Source organism: Arachidicoccus rhizosphaerae, assembly GCF_900107765.1.
GTDB classification, from domain to species: domain Bacteria; phylum Bacteroidota; class Bacteroidia; order Chitinophagales; family Chitinophagaceae; genus Arachidicoccus; species Arachidicoccus rhizosphaerae.
Map to the genome: position 1 here is coordinate 285,060 of NZ_FNQY01000002.1, position 25,271 is coordinate 310,330.

General features: G+C 43.2%; 23 protein-coding genes. 17 read left to right on the forward strand and 6 right to left on the reverse strand.

Translation table 11 applies throughout. From position 1 onward, the window contains the following. Positions 1–35: 35 nt before the first annotated feature. From BLU80_RS19825 to moaCB, 6 genes are read left to right on the forward strand one after another with little or no spacing between them, the layout of a single operon-like run. Positions 36–1,517, forward strand: a complete 1,482-nt coding sequence (locus BLU80_RS19825; RefSeq protein ID WP_091393480.1) for a rubredoxin — start codon at positions 36–38, stop codon at positions 1,515–1,517. A 48-nt stretch (positions 1,518–1,565) separates the two neighbouring features. After that, a complete protein-coding gene (locus tag BLU80_RS03540; protein ID WP_091393483.1) occupies positions 1,566–1,865 on the forward strand; it encodes an Rdx family protein in 300 nt (99 codons plus the stop codon). 41 nt (positions 1,866–1,906) lie between these two features. After that, positions 1,907–3,094: a molybdopterin molybdotransferase MoeA gene (locus BLU80_RS03545; RefSeq protein WP_244518714.1), complete on the forward strand. Its 1,188-nt coding sequence runs from the start codon at positions 1,907–1,909 to the stop codon at positions 3,092–3,094. Between the two features lie 30 nt (positions 3,095–3,124). Then, complete coding sequence (locus tag BLU80_RS03550) at positions 3,125–3,364, forward strand: MoaD/ThiS family protein (protein ID WP_091393489.1); 240 nt, start codon at positions 3,125–3,127, stop codon at positions 3,362–3,364. 56 nt (positions 3,365–3,420) lie between these two features. Further along, positions 3,421–3,870 carry a molybdenum cofactor biosynthesis protein MoaE gene (locus tag BLU80_RS03555; protein ID WP_091393492.1) on the forward strand — a complete coding sequence of 150 codons (450 nt, stop codon included), beginning with the start codon at positions 3,421–3,423 and terminating at the stop codon, positions 3,868–3,870. Next, positions 3,867–4,787, forward strand: a complete 921-nt coding sequence (moaCB, locus tag BLU80_RS03560) for a bifunctional molybdenum cofactor biosynthesis protein MoaC/MoaB (RefSeq protein ID WP_091393495.1) — start codon at positions 3,867–3,869, stop codon at positions 4,785–4,787. Before BLU80_RS03555 ends, moaCB begins: the two co-directional genes overlap by 4 nt. A 222-nt stretch (positions 4,788–5,009) precedes the next feature. On the opposite strand, the gene rpsA is transcribed toward moaCB, so the two are convergent. The 5 genes from rpsA to rpmI form a co-directional block, all read right to left on the reverse strand. After that, positions 5,010–6,911 (reverse strand): 30S ribosomal protein S1, encoded by a 1,902-nt coding sequence (gene rpsA, locus BLU80_RS03565; protein ID WP_091393497.1) that lies wholly within the window; start codon positions 6,909–6,911, stop codon positions 5,010–5,012. 289 nt (positions 6,912–7,200) lie between these two features. Continuing rightward, positions 7,201–8,865, reverse strand: coding sequence for a glutamine--tRNA ligase/YqeY domain fusion protein (locus BLU80_RS03570; protein WP_091393500.1), 1,665 nt, complete (start codon positions 8,863–8,865; stop codon positions 7,201–7,203). A gap of 125 nt (positions 8,866–8,990) precedes the next feature. Further along, complete coding sequence (locus BLU80_RS03575; protein WP_091393502.1) at positions 8,991–10,424, reverse strand: type III PLP-dependent enzyme domain-containing protein; 1,434 nt, start codon at positions 10,422–10,424, stop codon at positions 8,991–8,993. 243 nt (positions 10,425–10,667) lie between these two features. Beyond that, complete coding sequence (rplT, locus tag BLU80_RS03580) at positions 10,668–11,012, reverse strand: 50S ribosomal protein L20 (RefSeq protein ID WP_091393504.1); 345 nt, start codon at positions 11,010–11,012, stop codon at positions 10,668–10,670. A gap of 73 nt (positions 11,013–11,085) precedes the next feature. After that, a complete protein-coding gene (gene rpmI / locus BLU80_RS03585) occupies positions 11,086–11,283 on the reverse strand; it encodes a 50S ribosomal protein L35 (RefSeq protein ID WP_091393507.1) in 198 nt (65 codons plus the stop codon). A 216-nt stretch (positions 11,284–11,499) separates the two neighbouring features. Between rpmI and BLU80_RS03590 the strand changes: the two genes are divergently transcribed. Beyond that, positions 11,500–13,326, forward strand: coding sequence for a chloride channel protein (locus BLU80_RS03590; protein ID WP_091393509.1), 1,827 nt, complete (start codon positions 11,500–11,502; stop codon positions 13,324–13,326). A gap of 163 nt (positions 13,327–13,489) precedes the next feature. Next, positions 13,490–14,593, forward strand: coding sequence for an oxygen-dependent tRNA uridine(34) hydroxylase TrhO (gene trhO / locus BLU80_RS03595; RefSeq protein WP_091393512.1), 1,104 nt, complete (start codon positions 13,490–13,492; stop codon positions 14,591–14,593). A gap of 116 nt (positions 14,594–14,709) precedes the next feature. Here the strand turns inward: trhO and BLU80_RS03600 are convergent, their stop codons facing one another. After that, positions 14,710–15,489: an AMP nucleosidase gene (locus tag BLU80_RS03600; protein ID WP_091393515.1), complete on the reverse strand. Its 780-nt coding sequence runs from the start codon at positions 15,487–15,489 to the stop codon at positions 14,710–14,712. A 258-nt stretch (positions 15,490–15,747) separates the two neighbouring features. On the opposite strand from BLU80_RS03600, the gene BLU80_RS03605 reads away from it, so the two are divergent. From BLU80_RS03605 to BLU80_RS03645, 9 genes are all read left to right on the forward strand, one after another. Next, entirely contained in the window at positions 15,748–16,191 is a 444-nt protein-coding gene (locus tag BLU80_RS03605; protein ID WP_091393644.1) for a type I restriction enzyme HsdR N-terminal domain-containing protein, read from the forward strand. Beyond that, complete coding sequence (locus BLU80_RS03610) at positions 16,152–16,982, forward strand: cytochrome c biogenesis protein (RefSeq protein WP_262482915.1); 831 nt, start codon at positions 16,152–16,154, stop codon at positions 16,980–16,982. Before BLU80_RS03605 ends, BLU80_RS03610 begins: the two co-directional genes overlap by 40 nt. 91 nt (positions 16,983–17,073) lie before the next feature. Continuing rightward, the gene (locus BLU80_RS03615) at positions 17,074–17,307 is read left to right on the forward strand and encodes a CcmD family protein (RefSeq protein ID WP_211481734.1); all 234 of its coding nucleotides are present in this window, start codon (positions 17,074–17,076) and stop codon (positions 17,305–17,307) included. Between the two features lie 25 nt (positions 17,308–17,332). Beyond that, positions 17,333–18,748, forward strand: coding sequence for a Glu/Leu/Phe/Val family dehydrogenase (locus BLU80_RS03620; protein WP_091393518.1), 1,416 nt, complete (start codon positions 17,333–17,335; stop codon positions 18,746–18,748). 169 nt (positions 18,749–18,917) lie between these two features. Beyond that, positions 18,918–20,013 (forward strand): peptide chain release factor 2 gene (gene prfB, locus BLU80_RS03625; RefSeq protein WP_139188075.1). Its coding sequence is split into 2 segments (ribosomal slippage): positions 18,918–18,977 and positions 18,979–20,013, totalling 1,095 coding nucleotides; the frame shifts between segments, so codons are not numbered across the junction. 167 nt (positions 20,014–20,180) lie between these two features. Next, the gene (gene tilS, locus BLU80_RS03630) at positions 20,181–21,698 is read left to right on the forward strand and encodes a tRNA lysidine(34) synthetase TilS (RefSeq protein ID WP_091393521.1); all 1,518 of its coding nucleotides are present in this window, start codon (positions 20,181–20,183) and stop codon (positions 21,696–21,698) included. Between the two features lie 115 nt (positions 21,699–21,813). After that, on the forward strand, positions 21,814–22,137 hold the full coding sequence (locus tag BLU80_RS03635) for a DUF3467 domain-containing protein (RefSeq protein WP_091393524.1): 324 nt from the start codon (positions 21,814–21,816) through the stop codon (positions 22,135–22,137). A 64-nt stretch (positions 22,138–22,201) separates the two neighbouring features. Continuing rightward, positions 22,202–23,833 (forward strand): L-glutamate gamma-semialdehyde dehydrogenase, encoded by a 1,632-nt coding sequence (pruA, locus tag BLU80_RS03640; RefSeq protein ID WP_091393526.1) that lies wholly within the window; start codon positions 22,202–22,204, stop codon positions 23,831–23,833. Between the two features lie 272 nt (positions 23,834–24,105). Further along, on the forward strand, positions 24,106–25,092 hold the full coding sequence (locus BLU80_RS03645) for a pyruvate dehydrogenase complex E1 component subunit beta (protein WP_091393528.1): 987 nt from the start codon (positions 24,106–24,108) through the stop codon (positions 25,090–25,092). Positions 25,093–25,271: the final 179 nt, after the last annotated feature.

Sequence of the window (25,271 nt, forward strand, 5' to 3'; positions counted from 1 at the left end):
TTAATAATGGCAATAAAAAGTACAAATGAATAGCTATGCAGAAATTAAAAACCTATAGTATTCCCTTTAAGGGAGGGATTGTGTCTCCGGGGTACCTGGCCAATATTCTGGAGTTAGCATCTAAAGCAGGTGTTCGCAAAGTAAGACTTGGCTTACGCCAGCAATTACTACTGGATGTTAAGGAAAGTAGTCAGCCCTTTTTTGAAAAAGCATGTGCAGTTGAAGGCGTCGAACTGGAAGAGAAGAGATTCGCTAAACCTGGAATGCTGAGTGCCTATCCGGTGATCCATTTTTATCAGGAAGACAGCTGGTTAAGAGAAGGCGTGTATAAAGATGTATTTGACCAGTTTGAACAGCATCCGAAATGTAAAGTCAACGTAACAACATTTTGTCAGAGTTTTGTACCTCTGTATACGGGACATATCAATTGGGTGGCTACTGAAAAGAGCCATTATTGGCGCCTGAGTTTAAGATTGCCGGAAAGTGAAGAAGTGCTGCATTGGGGTGAATGGATTTATACCAATAATATCGGCGCTATTACCAAGGCTATTGAAGAAGTTTTTGAAGACCCGGCTCTGGCCTTACGCAGGGATCTTGTCTTTTTTGAAAGGCTGGTTACAAAGAAACTTTCTCAGATACATTACATTCATATTCAGGCAGAAGGGCCGGAGAAGATTGCCAGATTTTATTTGCCTTATTACGAAGGCTTTAATAAAGTAGGCAATTCATATTGGTTGGGGATCTACCGCCGGGATGAATTTTTTGACCTTGCTTTTTTACTGGAACTCTGTCAGCTGTGTCTGAAAAATAAAGTGGCAGAGATGTATACCACACCCTGGAAAAGCCTGATCATTAAAGATATTGATCCGGCACTCAGGCCCATGTGGGATTTTATTTTAGGTAAGTACAGGGTGAATGTCCGTCACGCTGCCAATGAACTCAATTGGCAAATAGAGGATTGCTCTGAAGAAGGACTAAGTATTAAAAGAGCTGTTATCCGTCATTTTGATAAAGAGGATGTCCGTACCTATGGGCTATGTTTTGGCGTGCAGATTAAGCCCATGTCCAAACTGTTTTCCTCCGTTTTAATTAAAAAGAAAAACCTGAAAAATCCTCATAGATTAAAATCTTTGGACAGGTATGATATTTTACATACGGTTGATTTTAACCCTAATACTCAAAAATGGGTGGTCTTCAGAGAGGACGTGAAAAAAGAATATATAGGCACCTACCTGGTCTCCTTATGCAAGGAATTTTATAGCCGTAACCTGAGTCAGGAATTTCCATTGGAAACGGAGGTGGCAGAACAGGCCGAAATTGAAGATAACAGGCAGATTTATCAGTGTAATAGCTGTCTGAGTGTATATGATCCGGAAAAAGGGGACGCGTTTTTTGATATAGAACCCGGAACAACCTGGCAGGAAGTGCCGGATAATTATCAATGCGCGGTCTGCGGGAAAGACAAATCCGGGTTTGTATGCACCAGTCCTTCTGCTTTACAATATTTAGAGGGATAGTTAAGTTGGGTGAAAGTATGTTGCAGGCAGTAATAAAATATAATAAAAATGAAAATTAAACCAATTATTGAAATAGAATATTGCCCGAAATGTGGGTGGTTGCTGAGGTCTGCTTATGTGGCCCAGGAATTATTAACCACTTTTGCGGACGAGTTAGGCGGGGTAACGCTGACTCCTTCTGCTGTAACCGGAAGGTTTCAGATTCGGTTGGACAAAAAAGAATTATTTGACAGGAAAAAAAACGGAGGATTCGAGGATGTTAAACTCTATAAAATAATGATCCGAGATCTGATATGTAAGGATAAGCCCCTGGGACATACAGAAAGAAAAAAGACCTTGGAATCCTAGATATTGATTTGTAACTATTTAAATGGAATGTTTTGATAAGTGTGAAAGAGGCCAGAGCCATTATAAAAGAACAAGTATCCGCCGGGAATTTTTTGCAGGAAGACCGCAGGATATTAGACGCGCTAGGGTATTATCTGGCTACGGCTCCTTTAGCCACTACGGATGTTCCGGGTTTTGATCAGTCTGCCATGGACGGTTATGCGATAAGAATGGCAGAAAGGGGCGTGGCCTTAAAGGTGACCCAGGAGAATTATGCCGGAGTATTAAGCCCCGGGGAATTATCACCCGGGGAAGCCGTTAGAATATTTACGGGAGCTCCGATTCCCTATGGAGCAGATACCGTTGTTGTGCAGGAAAAGGTGGTCAGGGTGGAGGATTATATTCGGGCGGAAGACCCGGGTCTCACCAGAGGGAGAAACATAAGAGTAAAGGGGGAATCTATTAAAAAGGGGCAGCTCTTATTGGCAAAAGGAACGAGACTTACCGCAGCCAAAATTGGTCTTTTGGCCAGTGCAGGGGTTGACCTTGTACGTGTGTATAAGAAGCCCAGGGTTTCACTGATTGTAACCGGCAGTGAGTTACAAATACCTGGCAGGCCACTGGTGGGAAGTCAACTTTATGATGCTAATTCTTATCAGTTAATGGCCGCTTTAAAAACCGATGGAGTAGATTTTGTATTTCTAAAAAGGGTTAAAGATGATCGGGAAGCTATATTAGAGGCGTTGAAGCAGGCGCTCATAGATGCTGATCTGATTATCCTGACAGGTGGGGTAAGTGTAGGGGAATATGATTATGTAGTACAGGTATTAGAACAGTTGGGGGTAGAGCGCTGCTTTTATAAAATCTGCCAAAAGCCCGGTAAACCGTTATTATTTGGCAAGACCGCCTCAAAATTCCTTTTCGGGTTACCCGGTAATCCGGCCGCTGCCTTTGGCTGTTATCAATTGTATGTCAGGCAGGCTATAAGAGGTCTTTGCGGTGCTTCAGATATTTTTGAACAACCGCCTTTAGCTCATTTGCAGGAAGCATTTGAAAAGCCTGCCGGTAACACTTATTTTCTGAAAGGATATTTCAACAATGATTGGGTAGAAATTTTAAAAGAACAACAGTCTTATAAACTGAGTTCACTGGCCAGGGCCAATTGTTTAATTGAACTGCCTTCAGAGGCTTCAGTGATTAAGAAAGGAGAGCTGGTAGGGATTCATTTTTTAAGTCAGGAATACGTATAAAATAGTTTAGTTGAATTAAAAAGTATTACTATGAATGCAGAAGCAGAGGTTTTATTTTTTGGAAATCTTACAGAGGTGACAGGAGAGAGCTCGATCAGGCTCTGGGATGTGGAGGATACGGATAGTGTGGAACAGATTGTCTTAAACAGATATCCGGAACTCAGAAAGCAAATGTATTTAATTGCCCTGGACCGGCAGTTGATTCATACCAACAGGTTACTTAAAAATAACCATACGATTGCTTTCATGCCTCCGTTTTCAGGCGGCTGATCAGTGAGGATATAACAAGCGGTCATTTAAAATTTATGGAAAGTAAAATATAAGATATGAGAAGAAGCTTATTTATTCAGGGGCCTATATCTGTAGCTTTTATTTCTGCACAAATAAGGAAGCATCAGTTTAAAACTAATATAGGAGCGCATCAGATATTTTTAGGCCAGGTCAGAGCGGACCAGACAGATCACGGTAAAATAAGTGGTATTGAATATACGGCCTATGAATCCATGGCACTGGAATGCATTAAAAAAATCAAAGAAGATTTATTTGAAAAATACCCAATCAGATGTATGCATGTCTATCATAGTCTGGGTATGGTTAAAACAGGAGGCTGCTCTTTGTTTATATTTGTTTCAGCTGCTCATAGCGAAGCGGCCTATCTGGCCTGTCAGGAACTGCTGGCGAGGGTTAAAAAAGAACTGCCCATTTGGGGAAAGGAAATTGTTGATAAAGTAGGGTATCAGTGGAAACTGAATCCCGCAAATGCAAATGTATTATGATGAATATAACCCATAAGATAAGCACTTTAAGAAAAGCCAGAGCCGAGGCGATCGTAAAATTATCGTTACCGGAAACCGCCACCGCTGTTAAGGAAGGGCGCGTACCCAAGGGAAATGTTTTTGAATTTGCCAGGGCGGCAGGATTGCTGGCCATTAAAAAGACCAGTGATTTAATTCCGGATTGTCATCCTTTGCCGGTTGAGTATGCTGCCATCAGATGCAGGCTGGAAGGGCTGAAGATTATTATTACGGTGGATGTACATACCATTTATAAAACGGGTGTTGAAGTGGAGGCCATGCATGGCGCCTCTGTTACAGCTTTGACCATCTATGATATGTTAAAGCCGCTGGATAAGGAAATAGAGATTGACGGCATTCGGTTGATAGATAAAAAAGGCGGAAAATCGGATTATATGCAGTATGCAGGATCTGATTTTAGCTGTGCGGTCGTCGTCTGTTCTGACAGTATCGTAAAAGGAGTTAAACAGGACCGTGCAGGCAGGGCCATTATGGATCAGTTGTCGCAGTATGATATCTATCCTTCCGTCTATGATATTATTCCGGATGATTTTAATCTGATTCAACAAAGAGTCGGATACTTTGCTGATCAGGGATATAAATTAGTGATTTTTACCGGCGGTACCGGCCTTTCCAAAAGAGATGTCACGCCGGAGGCCGTTAGTCCGCTTTTAACGCGTAGCATTCCCGGCATTATGGAAGCAGCCAGAGTGTATGGAGGTATGCGAACCGCCTATGCGATGCTGTCAAGAGGCGTGGCGGGCTTTGTTAAGGACTCCTTGGTATTAACCTTGCCAGGATCAACAAATGGAGCAATAGAAACCATGGAAGCGCTTTTTCCCCAGTTACTGCATGTGTTTCCGATCGCCAAAGGAGCCAGTCATGAATTGGTGGATTAAGTCCCGTTGAACCGGGATCTTTATGTCAGGATTCATTTTTTAAGAATAGGAAAAGGGGGAGCAGTGATACTGTTTTCCCTTTTTCGTTTTAAGACCATTGATTTTATGACCTGTAATTTATTTAGCCGGGTAGTGGAGGTCTTTAAATAAAAAATCCCTCCGCAAAAAAGGCGGAGGGATTTATGTATAAAACCTTTTGAAACTTAATAAAGTTCAGACGGATTAAGCCTGATCTTTCGCTTCGTTTTCTTCAGATTTCAATTTAGCCTTGATATCTGCTAAAGCGCCCAAGTCACCCAGGGTAGTTTTTTCAACTTTGCTCTGGATAGCTTTTACAGCTTTCTTAGTGCTTTCAGATTCTGCTCTTGCTTCTTTCTTAGCTGCTTCTTTTGTTTCTACTGCAGCTTGTTCCCAGATACGAGCGTGGCTTAAAACGATACGTTTTTCGTTTCTGTCAAATTCGATTACGACAAATTCTGCAGTATCGTCCTGTCCTACGCTGGTGCCATCTTCTTTGGCCAGATGACGGTTAGGAACAAAACCTTCAAGACCGTAAGGCAGCTGAACTAAAGCACCTTTATCATCTTTACGAGTGACAGTGGCTTCATGTCTTGTACCAACAGCGAAGGTATCTTCCAGGGCATTCCAGGGATCTTCTTCCAGTTGTTTGTGACCTAACTGTAATTTACGGTTTTCTTTATCGATAGACAGGATAACAGTTTCGATGTTGTCACCAACTTTTACATACTCGGATGGGTGATTGAAGCGTTTCAGCCAGCTCAGATCGCTGATGTGGATCATGCCGCCGATACCTGGTTCCAGTTCAACAAAAACACCATAAGGAGTGATGTTTTTCACCAGACCATTGTGTTTGCTGTTTTCAGGGAATTTATCTTCAATGGTATTCCAAGGATCTTCTGTCAGTTGTTTGATAGACAGGCTCATTTTACGAGAATCTTTGTCCAGGGTAACAACCTTAGCTTCGTATTCATCATTTAAGGTGAAGAATTCTTTAGCGTTGATGGGTGTGTTAGCCCAAGTGATTTCGCTGACGTGAACCAGACCTTCAACACCTGGCTGGATTTCAAGGAATGCACCATAGTCTTCAATATTCACTACTTTACCTTTTACGGTAGCACCTTCAGTAATGTTTTCTGGTAAAACATCCCAAGGATGCGGAGTCAGTTGTTTCAGACCCAGGCTGATACGACGTTTGTCATCATCGAAGTCCAGAACAACCACCTGGATTTTCTGATCCAGTTTCAGTACCTCAGATGGGTGAGAGATTCTGCCCCATGAGATATCTGTAATATAAAGTAAACCATCTAAGCCACCCAGGTCCATAAAGGCGCCAAAGTCTGTGATGTTTTTCACAGTACCTTCTAATACCTGACCTTTTTCCAGTTGGCTGATGATCTGAGCACGTTGTGCTTCGATATCGCTTTCAATCAGTGCTTTGTGGGATACTACGGCATTTTTGATGGTCTCGTTCACCTTAACCACTTTGAATTCCATAGTTTTACCTACAAACTGATCGTAATCAGTTACAGGTTTAACATCGATCTGAGAACCTGGCAGGAAGGTTTCCATACCAAATACATCAACGATCAGACCACCTTTAGTTTTGCTGGTAACGGTACCTGTAACAATTTCACCGGTTTTGTGAACTTCCACGATACGTTCCCAAGCACGGAAGGTGCGGGCAGATTTGCGGCTCAGGTGCAGATTACCCTGACGGTCTTCTTTTTCAAGCACCATCACTTCCACTTCATCACCGATCTTCAGATCTTGTAAATCACGGAATTCATTCAGGGAAATAAGTCCATCGCTTTTAAATCCGATGTTGACAACAGCGTCAGTTTTAGTAAGTCCTACGATCGTACCGCTTACCAATTCGCCGTCTTCGATCTGTACGAAAGTATCTTCATAGACTTTACCGTACTTTTCTTGATCTTCTTTTGAATAATGAGCCACATTACGTTTGTCGATTGACCAATCGAAATCATCATGTGCAGATTCAATTACTTCAGGAGCATTTGTTGTCGCTGTTGAAGCTTCAGGCTGCGTTGCAGCTGCTGCTTGTTCCTGTTCAGCGTTTGGATTAACAATATTGTTTTCGCTCATAAAAAAATCCCGAGGGTTTTGATTCGGGACGGCAAAATTAAACAATAATTACCAGAAATAACCCGAAAACCCTATATTTTATGCCATTTTCAGCAGATTTTCGCTTATTTTTTAAACCCAAAAACAGCCAGGCAAGGCTCCCTGAATTTTAATCGCCTGATTCGTTCTTGTATGCTATTGTTTATCAGTTCGTTGTATTTAAAAATAAAAGAACCCGCACAGGGCTCTTTGAGCGTTATGCGGATTCTTTTATTAAGACCTATAGGCCATCCGAAAGGCGGAAGTCCCGTTATTTTTTACTTTCCTTCGCCCAGCTGTCTTTTAAGCCGACCGTACGGTTAAATAGGGGTTGACCGTTTGCACCTGAGTGCTTATCCTGGATAAAATATCCTTTGCGTAAAAACTGATACGCCTGGCCAGGCTGATCCTGAAGAATCGCTGGTTCTGCCAGTGCGTGGCTATTGATAATCAGTGAATCCGGGTTTAAATGGTCCTTATACTCGCCTTCGGCACTATTCATATCCTCCACGGTAAAAAGCCGGTCGTAAAGTTGTAATGTGACTGGGACATGATGGGTCGCGCTTACCCAATGCAGGGTTCCCTTTGCCTTCAGGGTATTGTCGCCGCTACCGCTTTTGCTCTCGGGAAAATAAGTACAATTAATCTGGGTAATATTACCCAGGTCATCCTGCTCAAAACTATCGCATTGGATGATATACCCATATTTGAGCCGTACCATTTTCTCAGGAGCCAACCGGAAGAATTTTTTGGGTGGATCAACCATGAAGTCTTCCCTTTCAATGTAAAGCTCTCTGGTAAATGGAATCTTCCGGTAGGTTTTTTCAGTAGCCTCCGGATTGTCTTCCCCTTCCAGATACTCCACTTCACCTGCTTCAAAATTAGTGATGACTAATTTTACCGGGTCAAAAACGACCATTCTTCTGGTGGCCGTCTCATTGAGATCTTCCCGAACAAAGAATTCCAAAAGGCTTAGATCAATCAGATTTTCTCTTTTGGCCACCCCGATTTGTCTGGAAAATTCCCGGATAGCTTTTGGCGTATATCCTCTTCTGCGCATCCCGGAAATAGTAGGCATTCTGGGGTCATCCCAGCCTTCCACTATTTTGTCATTGACCAGTTGCAGTAATTTACGTTTACTCATGACCGTGTAGGTCATGTTTAAACGGGCAAATTCATACTGGTGGGAAGGGAAAATCTCCAGTTGTTCAATGAGCCAGTCATATAAAGGTCTGTGCGGCACAAATTCCAGCGTACAGATAGAATGGGTGATTTTTTCAATACTGTCACTTTGTCCGTGTGCAAAATCATACATGGGATAAATACACCACTGGTCACCTGTTCTATGATGTGTCGCATGTTTAATACGGTATATTAAAGGATCGCGTAGCAGCATATTGGGAGCAGCCATGTCTATTTTAGCTCTCAGCACTTTCTCACCGTCCTTGAATTTACCTGCCCGCATTTGCTCAAATAATTCTACATTCTCCTCAACGGTGCGGTTGCGGTATGGGCTGTTCACGCCAGGGGTGGTCGGTGTACCTTTTTCGTGCGCGATTTGTTCACTCGTACTGTCATCCACATAGGCCAGTCCTTTTTTAATCAAAACAACCGCAAACTGGTATAACTGTTCAAAGTAGTCGGAAGTATATAATTCCTTCGCCCAGTCAAAGCCCAGCCATTTTATATCAGCTTTAATGCTTTCTACGTATTCAGTTTCTTCTTTCTCCGGATTGGTATCGTCAAAACGCAGATTGGTTTTACCGTTATAGCGCGCCGCCAGCCCGAAATTTAAGCAAATGCTTTTCGCATGGCCGATATGAAGATAGCCATTAGGTTCAGGAGGAAAACGGGTCAGAATCTGATTATATTTTCCGCTCTTCAGGTCATTTTCTATAATCTCTTCGATAAAATTCAATGATTTCTCTTCTGACATATATTGTATAGTTCTTTTTGTTAATGTGTTTTTGGGTTTAAACCGTTCTTTGCGTTCAAAATTACAATAAAGGCAGCAATTTCTTGCTGCCTTATAAGTTATACCATGGGAAATAAATCCCGGTCTTATTGGTAGCCCAGTATTTTCAACATGCTTTGCGCACTTTGTTCTTTCGCGTATACCCAGGTATCCAGATTGCCATTCTTATCGTATTCCACGATAACATGTTTGGGAGAGGGAATCAGACAGTGTTTGATGCCGCCATAGCCGCTAATCTGATCCTGATACGCTCCGGTATGGAAAAAGCCTACATATAAAGGCTTTTTGTTTTCTTCATCCTCGGGTTCCTGACTCCTGGTCTTGGGCAGGAAAACCTCATTGATATGTTCCTCGGAATCATAATAATCATGACCGTCGCAGGTTATACCCCCTAATACCACACGCTGGTACTCATTGTCCCATTTATTGATGGGCAGCATCAGGAATTTCTCCCCGATACCCCAGGTGTCGGGAAGGGTGGTGATAAAGGATGAGTCAATCATATACCAGGTTTCTCTGTCATTTTGAATTTTTTCGCCGATGACAGAATAGATATGCGCCATGGATTCCCCTACGGTAAAGCTGCCAAATTCGGTGAAGATATTGGGCATAGGTACTTTGGCTTTTTTGCAGGCTGTCTTGATATTGCCTACGATCTCATTGATCATGAACTGGTAATCATATTCAAAGGCCAGGGAGTGCTTAATGGGGAAGCCGCCGCCAATATTGATACTGTCCAGTTCCGGACATATTTTTTTCAATTGACAATACAGGTTGATGCTCTTATTGAGTTCAGACCAATAATAAATGTCGTCCTTGATACCCTTATTTAAAAAGATATGCAGCATTTTCAGCTGAAACTTGTCCTCGTTTCCTTCGATCTCATCCACGTAAAATTCCAGAATATCTCTGGCTTTAATGCCGAGTCTGGAGGTATAGAACGGGAAGCTGGGTTCTTCTTCAGCGGCAATACGGATGCCTAACTTGAAAGGTTCACCGGTGCGGATGCGTCCCTTATACATCTGCAGTTCCTCTTTATTATCCAGAACAGGGATGACATTTTTGAATCCGGAGTTAATCAGCTTGGCAATCCGGCTGGTATAGGATTTCTGTTTAAATCCATTACAGATAATATGGACGTCTTTGGTGATCTTTCTTCTCTTATATAATGAATTGATAATCTCAATGTCATAGGCATAAGAAGTCTCCAGATGGATATTATGCTTTAAAGCTTCCTCCACCACAAATGAAAAGTGGGAGCTTTTGGTGCAATAGCAATAATAATAATCCCCCTCGTATTTGTGCTTTTTGAAGGCTTTTTCAAAGTAATCCTTGGCACGGTTGATATTAATGCCGATTTTGGGTAAATAGGTCAACTTTAATGGTGTACCGTATTTTTCAATAATCGGTTTGAGGTCAAGACCGTTGAATTCTAAGTAGCCGCTATTTTTATTGAGGTCGACACCTTCCTGTGGAAAATGGAAGGTTTGTTTCACCAGATCGGTGTACGTATTATTCATCTGCAAAATGGATAAAAATCTGAGTTTAAATTTTTAACGCCACAAAAGTAACTTAAATATTTGGATGCTGTTTTGGATATTTTCCAAATATTTTAAGGAAGCCCTAAACTTTTGCCCGGTCGTGAGCACGGGTATCCGGTAGGAAGGCCCTTAAAACTAAAAAGGACAGTACTTTTAATCTTAAGAGATCTTGAGTAACTGTCCTTTTTGTATTCCACCTTACATTTAACAGGCGGAAGTGGATTATTTTACTGAATCAACCAGGGCTTTGAAAGCCTCGGGCTCATTCATCGCCATATCAGCTAAAACTTTACGGTTCAGCTCGATACCTTTCTGGTTTAATTTGTGAATAAATTCACTATAAGTTAAACCTTCCTGACGTACACCGGCGTTGATACGGGCAATCCATAACTGGCGGTATTCGCGTTTTTTCAGTTTACGGCCTACATAGCTGTAGGTCATCCCTTTTTCAACGACGTTTTTGGCGACGGTATATACGTTTTTACGTTTACCGTAAAAACCTTTGGCTTGTTTTAAGATTCTTTTTCTTCTTGCCCTTGATGCTACTGCATTTACTGAACGTGGCATATTCTATTAATTTTAAACCGGGAGACCGGTGATTTTTAAATTGATTTTCCTTTTAACTGTATTCTTTACCTGCTTATTTTAAACGCAGTAAACGCTGCACAAATGGTTTGTGAGAAGGAGCGACGGTACCTTTGATACGCAGGGCTCTTTTACGTTTAGTGGATTTTTTGGTAAGAATGTGGCGTTTGAAAGGTTTTTGGTGCATCAATTCGCCGGTACCTGTTACTTTAAAGCGTTTTTTTGCGCTTGAGTTTGTTTTAACTTTAGGCATGTTTAATAATCTAAAAGATTACACTCTGCTGGCGGTTTCACCCCGTGTGAAACACTTGTTGGGCCTTACGAGTAATAGTTTCCCGATTTTGGGATGGCAAAGGTAGGATAAATAATTTAATTTCAGTACAAAAAAATATTGGCGACTAAATTCTGCCGTAACCAGGGGGCAAAACTAATAATATTTAGTTGGATTTCAATTAACTTCGCTGCTCTGATGACAATAGATACTTTTAGAAAATTCACCCACAAATCGGTGCACGTATTCTTTACGCAACTGAAATACAGCCTTTTATTGTTAAAAAGAAGGATGCATGAAAGGCAGTTTCTGATCTTTTGTTGTCTGGTGGTGGGGTGTCTGGCCAGTTTAGGGGCTATTGCACTTAAGTTATTTGTGGTCAAGCTGGAACATTTTTTCTTTGAGAGCTCTGAGCTCGGTGACATCGTCTGGTATCAGGCACTGACGCCTATATTAGGTATCGGCTTAAGTAGTCTGCTGATTGAAAAAGTATATAAATCGGAGTTTAAAAAAGGGAACGATAAAATCGTCTATGCCATTGCCAAAAAATCCTCTGACCTTCCTTTCAGCCAGTGTTATTCCCATATAACGACAGCCGGCTTGACAGTCGGGCTGGGCGGCTCCTGCGGGCTGGAATCTCCGATGGTGGCTACAGGAGCAGCCATCGGATCAAATCTCGGTCGGGCCACTTTCTTACCTTATAAGGAGAGAACCTTACTGTTGGCCTGCGGTATTGCCTCGGGTATTTCCTCTGCATTTGGAGCGCCGATTGCCGGAATCCTATTTGCCTTAGAGGTACTGATGATTGAAGTCTCCATCGCCTCTTTTATCCCGCTGCTGATGTCTTCGGCTACGGGAGCTTTACTGGCAAAAGTCTTACTGGGTGATAATGTTTTATTGACATTCAATACGATACGTAGTTTTGACTATGGCAATATATTCTTATATCTGGGACTGGGCTTATTAGCCGGTTGCCTATGCTTGTTTTATTCCAGGACTTATCACTGGATCGATCATAAGTTTGCGGCGTTGGGCAGTCCGGTAAAACGCTGGCTGGTGGGTTCCTTACTATTAGGCGTACTCATATTTTTGTTTCCTCAGATATTCGGGGAAGGTTATATTTTTATTAAAACCCTGGCCGAAACCGGTCAGATTCCTCATAATTCTATTCTGATAGCCCATACACACAATGAATGGCTGATCTGGATTTTCATTTTCGGCATCATGATCTTTAAGATTTTCGGCACGGCCTTTACCATCCTGGGAGGCGGAAACGGAGGGAGCTTCGCGCCTTCCCTGGTCATTGGCGCCTTGTTAGGCTTTGTGGTGGGACGCTTTTTTCAACTTTTAGGGTATACGGATGTGCCGGTCACCAATCTGATCGTAGTAGGGATGGCGGGGATGTTGAGCGGCCTGTTTTTCGCACCCTTAACCGCCATATTTCTGGCGGCCGAGGTGACCAACGGATATTCTTTGTTTATCCCGCTGATGATGGTGGCCGCCATCAGTTTTTTCGTGGTAAAATCCTTTGAACCGCTTTCCTTAGAAATGAAAAAACTTTACCAGCAATCAGAACTGGATCCTACAGATAAGGACAGATTTGCGCTCAGCAGGCTGGAACTCAGATTTTTAATCAGCAAAGACTATCCGGTCTTCAGGCTACATACCGGTCTTGTAGAGATGCTGGAACAAATCAGGGCATCCGATAAGGATGTTTACGCCGTGATAGGAGACGACCAGTCTCAAAAGCTGCAGGGGGTCATCTATTTAAATGATATCAAGACGATCTTGTTTGATGATAACAAGAAGGAAGAAAACCAGAAAATTACGGCCGGGGATTTAATGATGAAGCAAAGTACCCTGACGATTAAAGATGATATGCACTCTGCTATTCATAAATTTGAAAAACTGCATTCAGCCAAAAATGTGCTCCCGGTGGTGGATGAAAAAGGAGACTGGCTGGGTTTTATCTCCAAAGCCTCCATTTTGGATAAATACCGCAGTGAGATTATCCGGATGGTATAATGCGCTTCGCATTTTAAAAGGCATTTTTTAACGAATCAAAGCCTAATTCTTTTTACCTTTGCCCCGCATTCGCCCGTCTGATATACGGGTCCATATTATTTAATGGAACATTGGGACGCATGGACAGCTATCCATTGCCCTGATGTCAGAAACTAAACATTACATGGCAGTATTACACAACCGAATCTCCCAGCAGGAGCTGAAACAGCGTTTAATGGAAGAACCGTTTAAACGCGTTACCATTAGTTATTATCAGTATTTTCCCATTGTCAACCCCCAGGAGTTCAGAGATGAGCTGTACAAAGCACTGTATCCATTAGGAGTATTTGGACGTATTTATGTGGCTAAAGAGGGGATGAATGCACAGATCAGCGTGCCTGAACATCACTTTGATGCCTTTAAAACCTATATCCATGGCTTAGCGCATTTGCAGGGTCTGCGCTTAAATATTGCGGTAGATGATGACGGCAAATCTTTCTGGGTGCTTAAAATCAAGGTCCGGGAGAAGATCGTTGCAGACGGGATTGAGGATCCCGCCTTTAATATGGAAAATAAGGGGAAATATGTAAATGCCCTGGAAATGAATACGTTGCTAGCGGACCCAGAGACGACAGTCATTGACATGCGTAATCATTATGAGTATGAAGTGGGGCATTTTGAAAATGCCATAGAAATCCCGTCAGATACTTTTAGAGATCAGCTGCCCATGGCACTTGAGGCCTTAAAAGGCAAAGAAGATAAAAACGTGGTCATGTATTGCACCGGCGGTATACGTTGTGAGAAAGCCAGCGCGTTTATGAAACACAATGGCTTTAAAAACGTCTATCACCTGGAGGGCGGTGTGATTCAGTATGCCCATCAGGTGAAGGAAAATGGGCTGGAGTCAAAATTTATCGGTAAAAACTTTGTTTTTGATAATCGTCTTGGAGAAAGAATTACTGGGGATGTCATTGCCCATTGTCATCAGTGCGGAAAGCCTTGCGATACCCATACGAACTGTAAAAACGACGGCTGCCATCTGCTGTTTATTCAATGTGAAGATTGCCGTGAAAAATACCAGGGCTGCTGTTCCAAGGAGTGTCTGGACACGGTAGATATGCCACTGGAAAGACAAAAAGAACTGAGAAAGGGTATAGATAAAGGGCGCAATGTCTTTAATAAATCTAAATCCAGACTACGACCCAGACTAAATGAAATACTGGGGACTAAACCGGTGTTTGGTTCCAAAGATCTAGCCCCTGAAAACACAGATAAGAAAATTGAATAGTTGCGAGGAACCGGGTGAGACGATGCACCCCCTGGCCACAAATATGTTGAACTAAAAAGGCTTCACCTATAAGGAAGAAGCCTTTTTTAGTTCAGAAAAAACCGTTCATACGCCGCTTACAGGTACCTGAGATGCCTTACCGTAAGACCGTTATTAATTAATTGTTTCAAAGAGTCGATACCGATTTTTATATGGTTGTCCACATAGGAAGTCGTCACTTTTTTATCACTTTCTGCAGTTTTGATGCCTTCTGCCACCATGGGCTGGTCACTGACCAGTAACAGTGCTCCCGTTGGGATATGATTATAAAATCCAACGGTAAAGATCGTGGCTGTTTCCATATCTACGGCGTAAGCCCTAATGCGGGTCAGATATTTTTTAAAGGCATCATCATGTTCCCAAACCCGGCGGTTGGTCGTATATACCGTTCCGGTCCAGTAATCGACTTTATAATCTCTGGCGGTGGTGGAGATGGCCTTTTGTAAGGCAAAGGCCGGCAGGGCCGGTACTTCTGGCGGGAAATAATCATTGGACGTACCTTCTCCTCGTATCGCCGCAATGGGTAGTATCAGGTCTCCGATTTTATTTCTTTTTTTCAGCCCGCCGCATTTACCTAAAAATAATGCGGCCTTGGGTTTAATGGCCGATAAAAGATCCATAATGGTGGCGGCTCCCGGGCTGCCCATGCCAAAATTTATAATGGTGATGTTGTCCGCCGTTGCGCACTGGAAGGGCTTGTCCTTGCCAATCACCGGCACATTATTCCACTCGGCAAACTTTTCAACATAATTGGCAAAATTGGTCAGTAGTATATATTCTCCGAAATTTTTGAGTTTTTCTCCGGTATAACGTGGTAACCAGTTGGTTACAATATCGTTTCTGTCTTTTAACGGCATATGATAATAGGGTAGTTTTCAATAATTAAAAATAAGGTCTTACCTGTGTCGCCCTTAATTGCAGTATTACATTTTATTTAGTTTTAAGGCATTCATAATCTTTGATTGAGGCACCTAACAGGTAAACGAATATACAGAATTTATGGTTGTGCCAAAATTAGGATTTAAGGACGATCTTTCCCCCCGCCATTCATCCAGCCAACAAAAAAATAATGGATTGGCAGCCGCTTTAAAGTTCAGATGCTTACTTTTGAGCTCATGTTAGCAGTCGAGTTCCCGGAACCTGATTTTAGGTTCCAGGGAGAAAAAGGCCAGGAAATGATCTGGGATTCCATTCGCAGAAAATGGGTCCGCCTCACGCCGGAGGAGTGGGTGCGGCAGAATTTTGTGCGCTTTTTAACGGGCGTAAAAGGGTATCCGCCCTCACTGATTGCCATAGAAAAGCAAATCAGGCTGGGGGAACTGAGTAAAAGATATGATATTGCGGTATATTATAATACGCAGCCCTGGCTGGTGATTGAATGTAAAGAACCCGAAGTGGCTATTGACCAAAAGGTACTGGAACAAATACTCAGATATAATGCAAAGCTGACCGCACAATTTCTGATTCTCACCAACGGACATCAGCATTTTGGCTGGCAGATCGAAAATGCCGGTTTCAGGTGGCTGGAGGCATTGCCGGATTGGCCAGGAATTGCCTAGATGAGGAGGGGAGAAGAAAATTTTTACAAAATATTCAAACTAACAAATGTTTGGATGAGCATTTTTATATAATTTTGCAAAGCAAAGGACAAAAACTAAATACAGATATGCGCAAGAACTGGTGGAAGATACTGACATTTATATTATTAATGTATGTATGTACGGAGGGTTTTTTTGTCAAAATTCCGGTTTTGGATGACCGTCTGCAGCAGTCCATCAGAAATTTGTTTTTCCATGTACCCATGTGGATTGCCATGATGATTTTACTGTCCGTATCCGTGGTATATGCCATCAAATTTTTGCGTACCGGTAACAAAAAAGATGATATTATCTCATTGGAATTTGCGAGAGCCGGTTTGTTATTTAGTCTTATCGGGCTGTTTACCGGTATGATCTGGGCTAAATATCAATGGGGGGCAGCCTGGAGTAATGATCCTAAACAGACCGGAACGGCCATGGCCATTTTAATATATTGCGCCTATTTTGTTTTAAGAGGCTCCATGAATGATATGGACAAGAAAGCGAAGATCGGTGCCGTATACAATATTTTTGCCTTCTGTATGTTATTCCCCACCCTTTGGATCATGCCACGCCTGACCGAAAGCCTGCATCCGGGCGGCATGGGCAGTCAGGGAAATCCCGGACTGAATCCAAATGATACCTCCGAAGGATTAAAGACCGTTATGTATCCTGCATTTATTGGTTGGACCTTACTTGGAGTTTGGGTCGCCAGTATTTTTGTCCGCTACAGAACGCTGCTGGAAAAGAAACTCGACCGGGCCGCCGGTTAAAGTATACATGTAATAATCAATCATCATCCGTTGTAACCAAACACCTGATCGTCTCACAATCATCTTAAATCAAAAAGAAACTTTAATCACCATGCAAATTCTTAAAAAATCTTTTCTGCTAGCCCTTATTCTTGCTACCGGCGTCTGCAGCCGTTTATTCGCACAGGGTGCCGCTTCGAAAGGCGCAGAAGATTTTATGAATAGTAATGGAAAAATCTATGTTGTTGTTGCGGTAGTGGTATTAATCGTTATCGCCCTATTTGCCTATCTGTTTTACTTGGACAGAAAGATAGCCAGAATGGAAAAGGAGCATGATCAACAATGATATATAATCCATAAACATTCAAACAATGGCAGAACAAAACAGTTTTTTTGAAAATGTCAACAAGAACTTTGACAAAGCCAGTAAATTCACCAAATGGCCCGAAGGGCTGCTCGAGCAGATTAAAGCTGCGAACTCAGTATTAAGATTAAGGTTCCCGCTTAAAAGAGATGACGGATCCCTGGAAGTGATTGAAGCCTACCGCGTGCAACATTCCCACCATAAGACACCATGTAAAGGGGGCATCCGCTTTAGTGAAAACGTAGACCAGGATGAAGTAATGGCGCTTGCCGCCCTGATGACCTACAAATGCGCCATCGTCAACGTGCCATTTGCGGGCGGCAAGGGCGGCATTAAAATAAATCCCAAAAAATACAGTGAGTTTGAACTCCAGAAAATTACCAGACGATATACATCGGAGCTCATCAAAAAGAACTTTATAGGACCGGGCATCGACGTTCCGGCGCCGGATTATGGTACCGGTGCCAGGGAAATGGCCTGGATACTGGATACTTATATGTCCATGAACCCGGGCCAGATTGACGGTGCCGCCTGTGTGACGGGTAAACCTGTTTCCCAGGGCGGCGTCAGAGGCAGGACGGAAGCTACGGGTCTTGGTGTGTTCTACGGTGTCAGGGAGGTCTGTAATACCCATAGGGTAATGGATAAGGTAGGACTGCCTATGGGTGTGGAAGGAAAACGGGTGATTATTCAGGGACTGGGTAATGTGGGCTTCCACAGCGCAAAATTCTTCCGTGCCTTTGGCGCAAAAGTCATAGCCATCGCCGAATACGAAGGGGCTATTTACTGTGAAGACGGTTTAAATGAAGAAGAAGTATTAAAACATAGAAAGAAAACAGGCTCCATTTTGAATTTTCCGGGAGCGACCAATCTGGCTTCCAGTGGCGATGCCCTGGAAACGCCCTGCGATATTTTAATACCCGCCGCCTTAGAAAGCGTCATACATATTGGGAATGCAGATAAAATCAAGGCTAAGATAATAGGAGAGGCCGCCAACGGCCCACTGACGCCTGAAGCTGACGCCATTTTAAATGCAAAAGGGATCGTCATTATTCCGGATATGTATCTGAATGCCGGCGGGGTAACCGTCTCTTATTTTGAGTGGTTGAAAAACTTAAGTCATGTGCGGTATGGTAGAATGGAAAAGCGTTTTACTGAAAACATGAATAAGCAGATTTTAGCGCAGCTGGAGGATCTGACCGGCAAAAAGGTAAGCAGCGCCGAAAGAGCTTTCATTGAACATGGGGCAGATGAAGTAGATCTGGTCTATAGCGGTCTGGAAGAAACCATGGTGTCCGCCACCCGGGAGATCCTGGAAGTATGGGACAGCAATGACGAGATTCCGGATATGCGTACGGCAGCCTATATTGTCGCCATCAATAAAGTAGGGACTTCCTATGATGAATTAGGTATTTTCCCATAAGGGTTGGTTTTAAAATGTAAGCTGAACTCTCCTTAAAGCCCCCTGGCTTTTAGGGAGAGTTCCCGTTTTCAGACCCGGCATAATTTAGTCAGAGGCAAGGATTTGCCAGCTAATTGCTGTATTTTTGCCCTGAACATATTTATTTATATTTTTATATTAAACTTCAGAAATGACGATTGAGCATTTAAAGGATATAAGAGACAGGGTTTTGGTCTTGAGGAGGTTTCTTTGACGTCGAGAACCGACAGTCTAAATTAGAAGAAGACAGAAGACTTAGTGTTTCTGCCGGGTTCTGGGATAACAATGAACGGGCCACGCAGATCATGAAAGAAATACAGACGCTGGAATATTGGATTCAGTTGTATGAAGGTGCCGCCACTGCGGTGGAGGACTTCGCGGTCCTTTTTGAATTCTGGAAATCTTCAGATGCTACAGAAGAAGAAACGAAAATTGCATATGACCTGGCTTTAAGCAAGTTAGATGAAGCGGAATTTAAAAGCACGCTTAATAAACCCGAAGATGAACTGCCGGCTGTGGTGCAGATCAATCCTGGTGCAGGAGGTACGGAAAGCCAGGACTGGGCAGAAATGTTGCTGCGTATGTACCGGATGTATGGCGATAAACAAGGCTGGAAAGTAACAGAGCTGGACTATCAGCAGGGGGAGACTGCCGGCATAAAAAGTGCCGCCCTGGAATTTGAGGGCCCCTTTGCTTATGGGTTCTTAAAAGGAGAGAGCGGTGTGCACCGTCTGGTCAGAATATCGCCCTTTGACAGCAATGCCCGCAGACATACTTCATTTGCCTCTGTTTATGTGTATCCGCTAATTGATGACTCTATTGAGATTGAGGTGAACCCTGCCGATCTTGAGTGGGAATTCTATCGCAGTGGAGGTAAAGGGGGGCAGAACGTTAATAAGGTGGAAACTGCCGTGCGCTTAAAACACGGACCCTCGGGTATTATTGTAGAGTGTCAGCAGGCCAGGACACAGGGTGAAAACCGGGAAATTGCATTAACGATGCTCAAGAGCCGGTTATATGAAGAAGAGCTCAGACGCAGACAGGAGGAGCAAAATAAAAACAATGCCAATAAGAAGAAGATCGAGTGGGGTTCACAGATAAGAAGCTATGTTTTTCATCCCTATAAAATGATTAAAGACCACAGAACCGATTATGAAACCGGGAATATTCAGCCTGTGATGGATGGTGAGCTGGATGGCTTTATAAAAGCCACCCTGATGAGCCAGGGCGATCAAGAGCAGGAGTAAGTTGTAGGGTATTACCCGGCAGGTTACCATAGAAATTTTAGGTGTGCTAAATGCAGGCTGACGGTTGTAGAACAATACCATCCATTTAAATTATAAAAATGTAGCGGAAGTTAAATAAACAGGGGAAGTATCCCTAAGCCTTTGTTTTACTTAACCGTACCCACCTTATGTCCCTGAATAATCAACATATAGATGCTAAAGACAACAAGGACCTTTTATTGCGGAGGTTTAAGGAAATATTGAAAAGCAAATTTCCTTATCTCTTACCCTTTGCGAAAAAAGGCAGCGACAGAACTTTGGAGCGGCGCAAAATGCGTCCGCTACTGCTGGCCGTCAGCGGAGGAATGGACAGTATGGTGCTGGGGCATCTGCTTTATGAAGCGGGCCTTCCTGCTATTTGGGTGCATTGCAATTTTAAGTTAAGGGGAGAAGAAAGCACCCGGGATGAGGATTTTGTCCGTCAGCAGGCTGACTTCTTACAGGTACCTTTAATCGTTCAGTCTTTTGATGCCAAACAAAAGGCAAAGGAATGGAAAATGTCCATCGAGGAAACAGCCCGGAAGCTGCGCTATGATTTTTTTAAAAGCCTGCTGCAGCAGGACTTCCGTAGCTTGAATGGCTCGCATAAATTGGAAAGCTATCGGCTCAATAGTGCGGGTATAGAACAGCTTCCAGGACTGCAGGCACCGGAATTTTTAATGACAGCGCATCACTGCGGCGACCAGATTGAAACCTTATTGCTTAATTTTTTCAGAGGAACAGGGATCGCCGGACTGGGCGCCATGCGGTTTAAAAATGATTATATTCTAAGGCCTTTATTAGAAGTGAAAAGAGCTGATTTATTGCGTTATGCCCGGGCCATGCAGATACCCTGGGTGGAAGATTCCAGCAATCAGTCCACAGACTATACCAGAAATTTTCTGCGTCATGAAATCCTGCCGGCGCTTAAAAAGCAGTATCCTTATATTGAGGATACCCTGTTGGATAATACCCGCAGGTTTCAGCAGGGAGGCGTCTTGTATCAAAAGGGGCTGGATGCCTATAAAAAAAGACTGTACCTGTGGAAAAACGACCAGCTGCATCTAAGTGTATTGCTCTTACAGAAATCAAGACTGGCCACCACGCTTTTATGGGAGGCTTTAAAGGATTTTGATTTCAGTGCGGGACAGATTTCAGAAGTAGAGAAACTACTGGAGGCCGGGAGCGGCGCCTATATGGATAACCCCGAAAAGACCTACCGTATACTCAGAAACAGGGCGCATTTGGTGCTGACGCCGCTGAGCCCGGAAAAGGCATTGACGGTTCTAATCGCAAGCACGGATCACAGCGTAGAATTTGGGGAAGGCTTACTGGAACTCCAGTCTATTGAGCCAGTCTCAGGCTCCGTAAAAATCATCCAGGATCCGGCGGTGGCTCAGCTGGACAGCCGGGATATTCAATTTCCTTTGGTGTTAAGAAAGTGGAAGGAGGGCGACTATTTTTATCCTTTGGGCATGCGCAAAAAGAAAAAGGTCGCCCGCTTTCTGACGGACAATAAACTGGGCATTCATGAAAAAAGCAGGATTTGGGTGCTGGAGAGCGCCGGCAGGATTATCTGGGTCGTCGGACAGCGGCCGGATGACCGGTTTAAAATCAGCGCCGGCAGTGAAAAGGTGCTGAAAATACGCTTTACAGAAAAAAAATAACAGGAATTCTTAAGGATAACGTAAAACTGCCCGCCGCAAGACACAAACGATTGCCTGGATAGGCCCCCGGCTCAGTGGAATGTGCTATATTCGCAGTTCAAATCCAGTTAAAATTATGGCAAATCAGAAGGATCAAAAATCGACGCCCGAACAGCTCAATATCGAAATCAGTGAGGAAGTAGCCGAAGGTACTTATTCCAATCTGGCGATCATTACCCACAGCAATGCAGAATTTATTACAGATTTTGTCAATGTCATGCCTGGAAACCCGAAAAGTAAAGTCAAGGCAAGGATTATCATGACGCCCATGCATGCTAAAAGGCTCCTGAACGCCTTAGCCGATAATATCCACCGCTTTGAAAGTGAACACGGAGAAATCAGAGATCTGGACTCCATCGAAATTCCCTTGAATTTCGGGGGGCCTGCCGCTGAGGCTTAAACCCGCTGTCATCTGTGGAGATTCAATCATTTAAAGTTTTTAATCAAGTACAAATTATAATTTTATGAGTCTAGGTTATTTTAATTATCCGATGCCGGCAAATGAGCCTGTTTTGGGATATGCACCCGGATCTGCCGAAAGAGCAGCCCTTAAAAAGGCCATCGCCGATGCAAAGAAAAAGCAGATGGAAATACCCATGTATATCGGCGGCCGTGCCGTTAAAACGGGCAAAAAAGTAGAAATTCGTCCTCCGCATGAACTCAGTCATACCCTGGGCTTTTTCCATCGGGGAGAAGATAAACATATTAACCAGGCCATCGATGCTGCCTTAAAAGCCAAATCCGGCTGGGAAGCAATGCCCTGGGAAGACCGTGCCGCTATTTTCCTGAAAGCAGCCGATCTGATTGCTCAGAAATACCGCGCGGAGCTCAATGCAGCCACCATGCTTTGTCAAAGTAAAAACCCATATCAGGCAGAAATTGACAGTGCCTGTGAGTTGATTGACTTTTTGCGCTTTAATGTCCATTTCTTAAGTGAGATCTACCGCCAGCAGCCTAATGATGCACCTGGTGTTAAAAACAGAACGGAATGGCGTCCATTAGAGGGTTTTGTATTGGCGCTGACGCCCTTTAACTTTACGGCCATTGCCGGTAATCTGCCGACCAGTGCAGCCCTTTGCGGCAATGTGGTTGTATGGAAACCAGCTGATTCACAGGTTTATAGTGCGCAGGTCGTCATGAAAATCCTAAAAGAAGCGGGTCTGCCGGATGGGGTTATCAACCTGATTTATGTCAGTGGTCAGAAACTGGGGAAAATTGTCTTTGCGCATCCGGATTTTGCTGGAATTCATTTTACAGGCTCTTCTGCTGTATTCAATACCATCTGGAAGACGATCGGTGAAAATATTTCCCGTTATAAATCCTATCCACGCATTGTGGGTGAAACCGGAGGTAAGGATTTTGTCATGATCCATAAATCTGCCAATGTAGATGAAGCGGTAACAGCTTTAGCCAGAGGCGCCTTTGAATACCAGGGGCAGAAATGCTCGGCAGCTTCCAGGGCTTATATTCCCTCCAACCTGGCTGAAAAAATTAAAGCCAAGCTGGTCGCCACGGTTAAAACCTTTAAAATGGGACCAGTGGATGATTTCAGTAACTTTGTCAATGCCGTTATTGATGAAAAGAGCTTTGATAAAATCTCTACTTATCTGAAAAACGCAGCGAAAGACCGTAAAGCCAGCATTCTGGTAGGGGGGAACTGCGATAAATCTGCAGGTTATTTTGTGGAGCCCACCGTAATTGAAGCGAAGGATCCTAAATATGTGACCATGTGTGAGGAGATCTTCGGCCCTGTTCTAACCATCTACGTTTATGATGCCGATAAGTTTGAACAGACGCTGGATCTGGTGAACGCCACTTCTCCTTATGCGCTGACAGGTTCCATCCTGGGGCAAGACAGAGCAGCTATTGCCCTGGCAACGGAAAAGCTGCGTTTTGCTGCTGGTAACTTCTACATCAATGATAAGCCAACCGGTGCCGTCGTAGGACAGCAACCATTCGGGGGAGCCAGAGCTTCCGGTACGAATGACAAGGCTGGCAGCGCCCTGAATTTATATCGCTGGTTAAGTGCACGTAGCATAAAGGAGACCTTAAATCCGCCAGTAGATTATACGTATCCTTTCTTGTCTGAAGAATAAATATCAGGAGCCGGGAAAAAGTAATATATTGTTTTTATTACTATATATGAAAATTCCTTGATTTTATATCCTAAAAAATATAAAACCTGTGCTGAAATTCTTAAAAAGATCAGGGTAAAACAAAAAAATCCGCTTTCTCAAAAGAAAGCGGATTTTTTGTTAAGAAGCACTGCTTTGTTATTTTGCAAATAAATTCGGAATTCTACAGAAAAAACATATATTTTTGCGCCGTAATTTACGAGTAATCTTATATTAAATTAGATAAATATATTATGCGACAAATAGCCTTTCGTGAAGCATTGCGTGAAGCGATGAATGAAGAAATGAGAAGAGATGAGCGAGTTTTCTTAATGGGAGAAGAAGTAGCTGAGTATAATGGTGCCTATAAGGTGAGCCAGGGCATGCTGGCTGAGTTCGGCCCTAAACGCATAATCGACACGCCTATCTCTGAGTTAGGCTTTACAGGTGTAGCCGTGGGTGCTGCCCAGAACGGACTATTGCCGATCGTCGAATATATGACCTGGAACTTTGCGGTTCTGGCTCTGGATCAGATCTTAAATACGGCTTCAAAAATGCTGGCTATGAGCGGTGGACAAATTGGCTGTCCTATTGTACTTCGCGGTCCTAACGGAAGTGCCGGCCAGCTGGGTGCGCAGCACTCTACTGCCTTTGAAGCATTATATGCAAATATTCCTGGTCTGAAAGTCGTATCCGTATCTAATGGTTATGATGCAAAAGGCTTACTGAAACAAGCCATTCGTTATGAACAGGATCCGGTCATCTTCATGGAAAGCGAAGTCATGTATGGTGATAAATGCGAAGTGCCTGAAGAAGAATACTATATTGAGTTAGGGAAAGCTGATATCAAGAAAACAGGTAAAGACGTGACCATCGTCTCTTTCAATAAAATGATGAAAGTGGCACTGGCTGCGGCAGAGGAACTGGAAAAAGAAGGGATCAGTGCAGAAGTTATTGATTTAAGAACTATCCGCCCGCTGGATTGGAGAACCATTCTGGAAAGTGTGAAGAAAACGAATCGTCTGGTAATTGTTGAAGAACAATGGCCATTTGCCTCCGTTAGCTCTGAAATTACCTACAGAATCCAAAAAGAAGGATTCGATTATCTGGATGCACCTATCCGTAGAATTACTGCAGCAGATGCCCCTATGCACTATGCTCCTACTTTAGTAGAAGCTTATCTGCCCAGTGTTGCAGGCGTTGTTAAACTGGTTAAGGAAGTGATGTATCTTAAAAAATAAGCTACCGCTTTTTCCACATAAAGCTAAGGCCGCCATTAGAGAAATGAAAGCATTTTTCTAATGGCGGTTTTCTATTATCGTCAAGTCAATAGCTGCATAGGGTGTCGTTGATCATTTTGGTTTTTAATATTAGCAGCCTAAAAATTAGGTTTATTTTACAAGGGTGTTTGCTGAAGTTA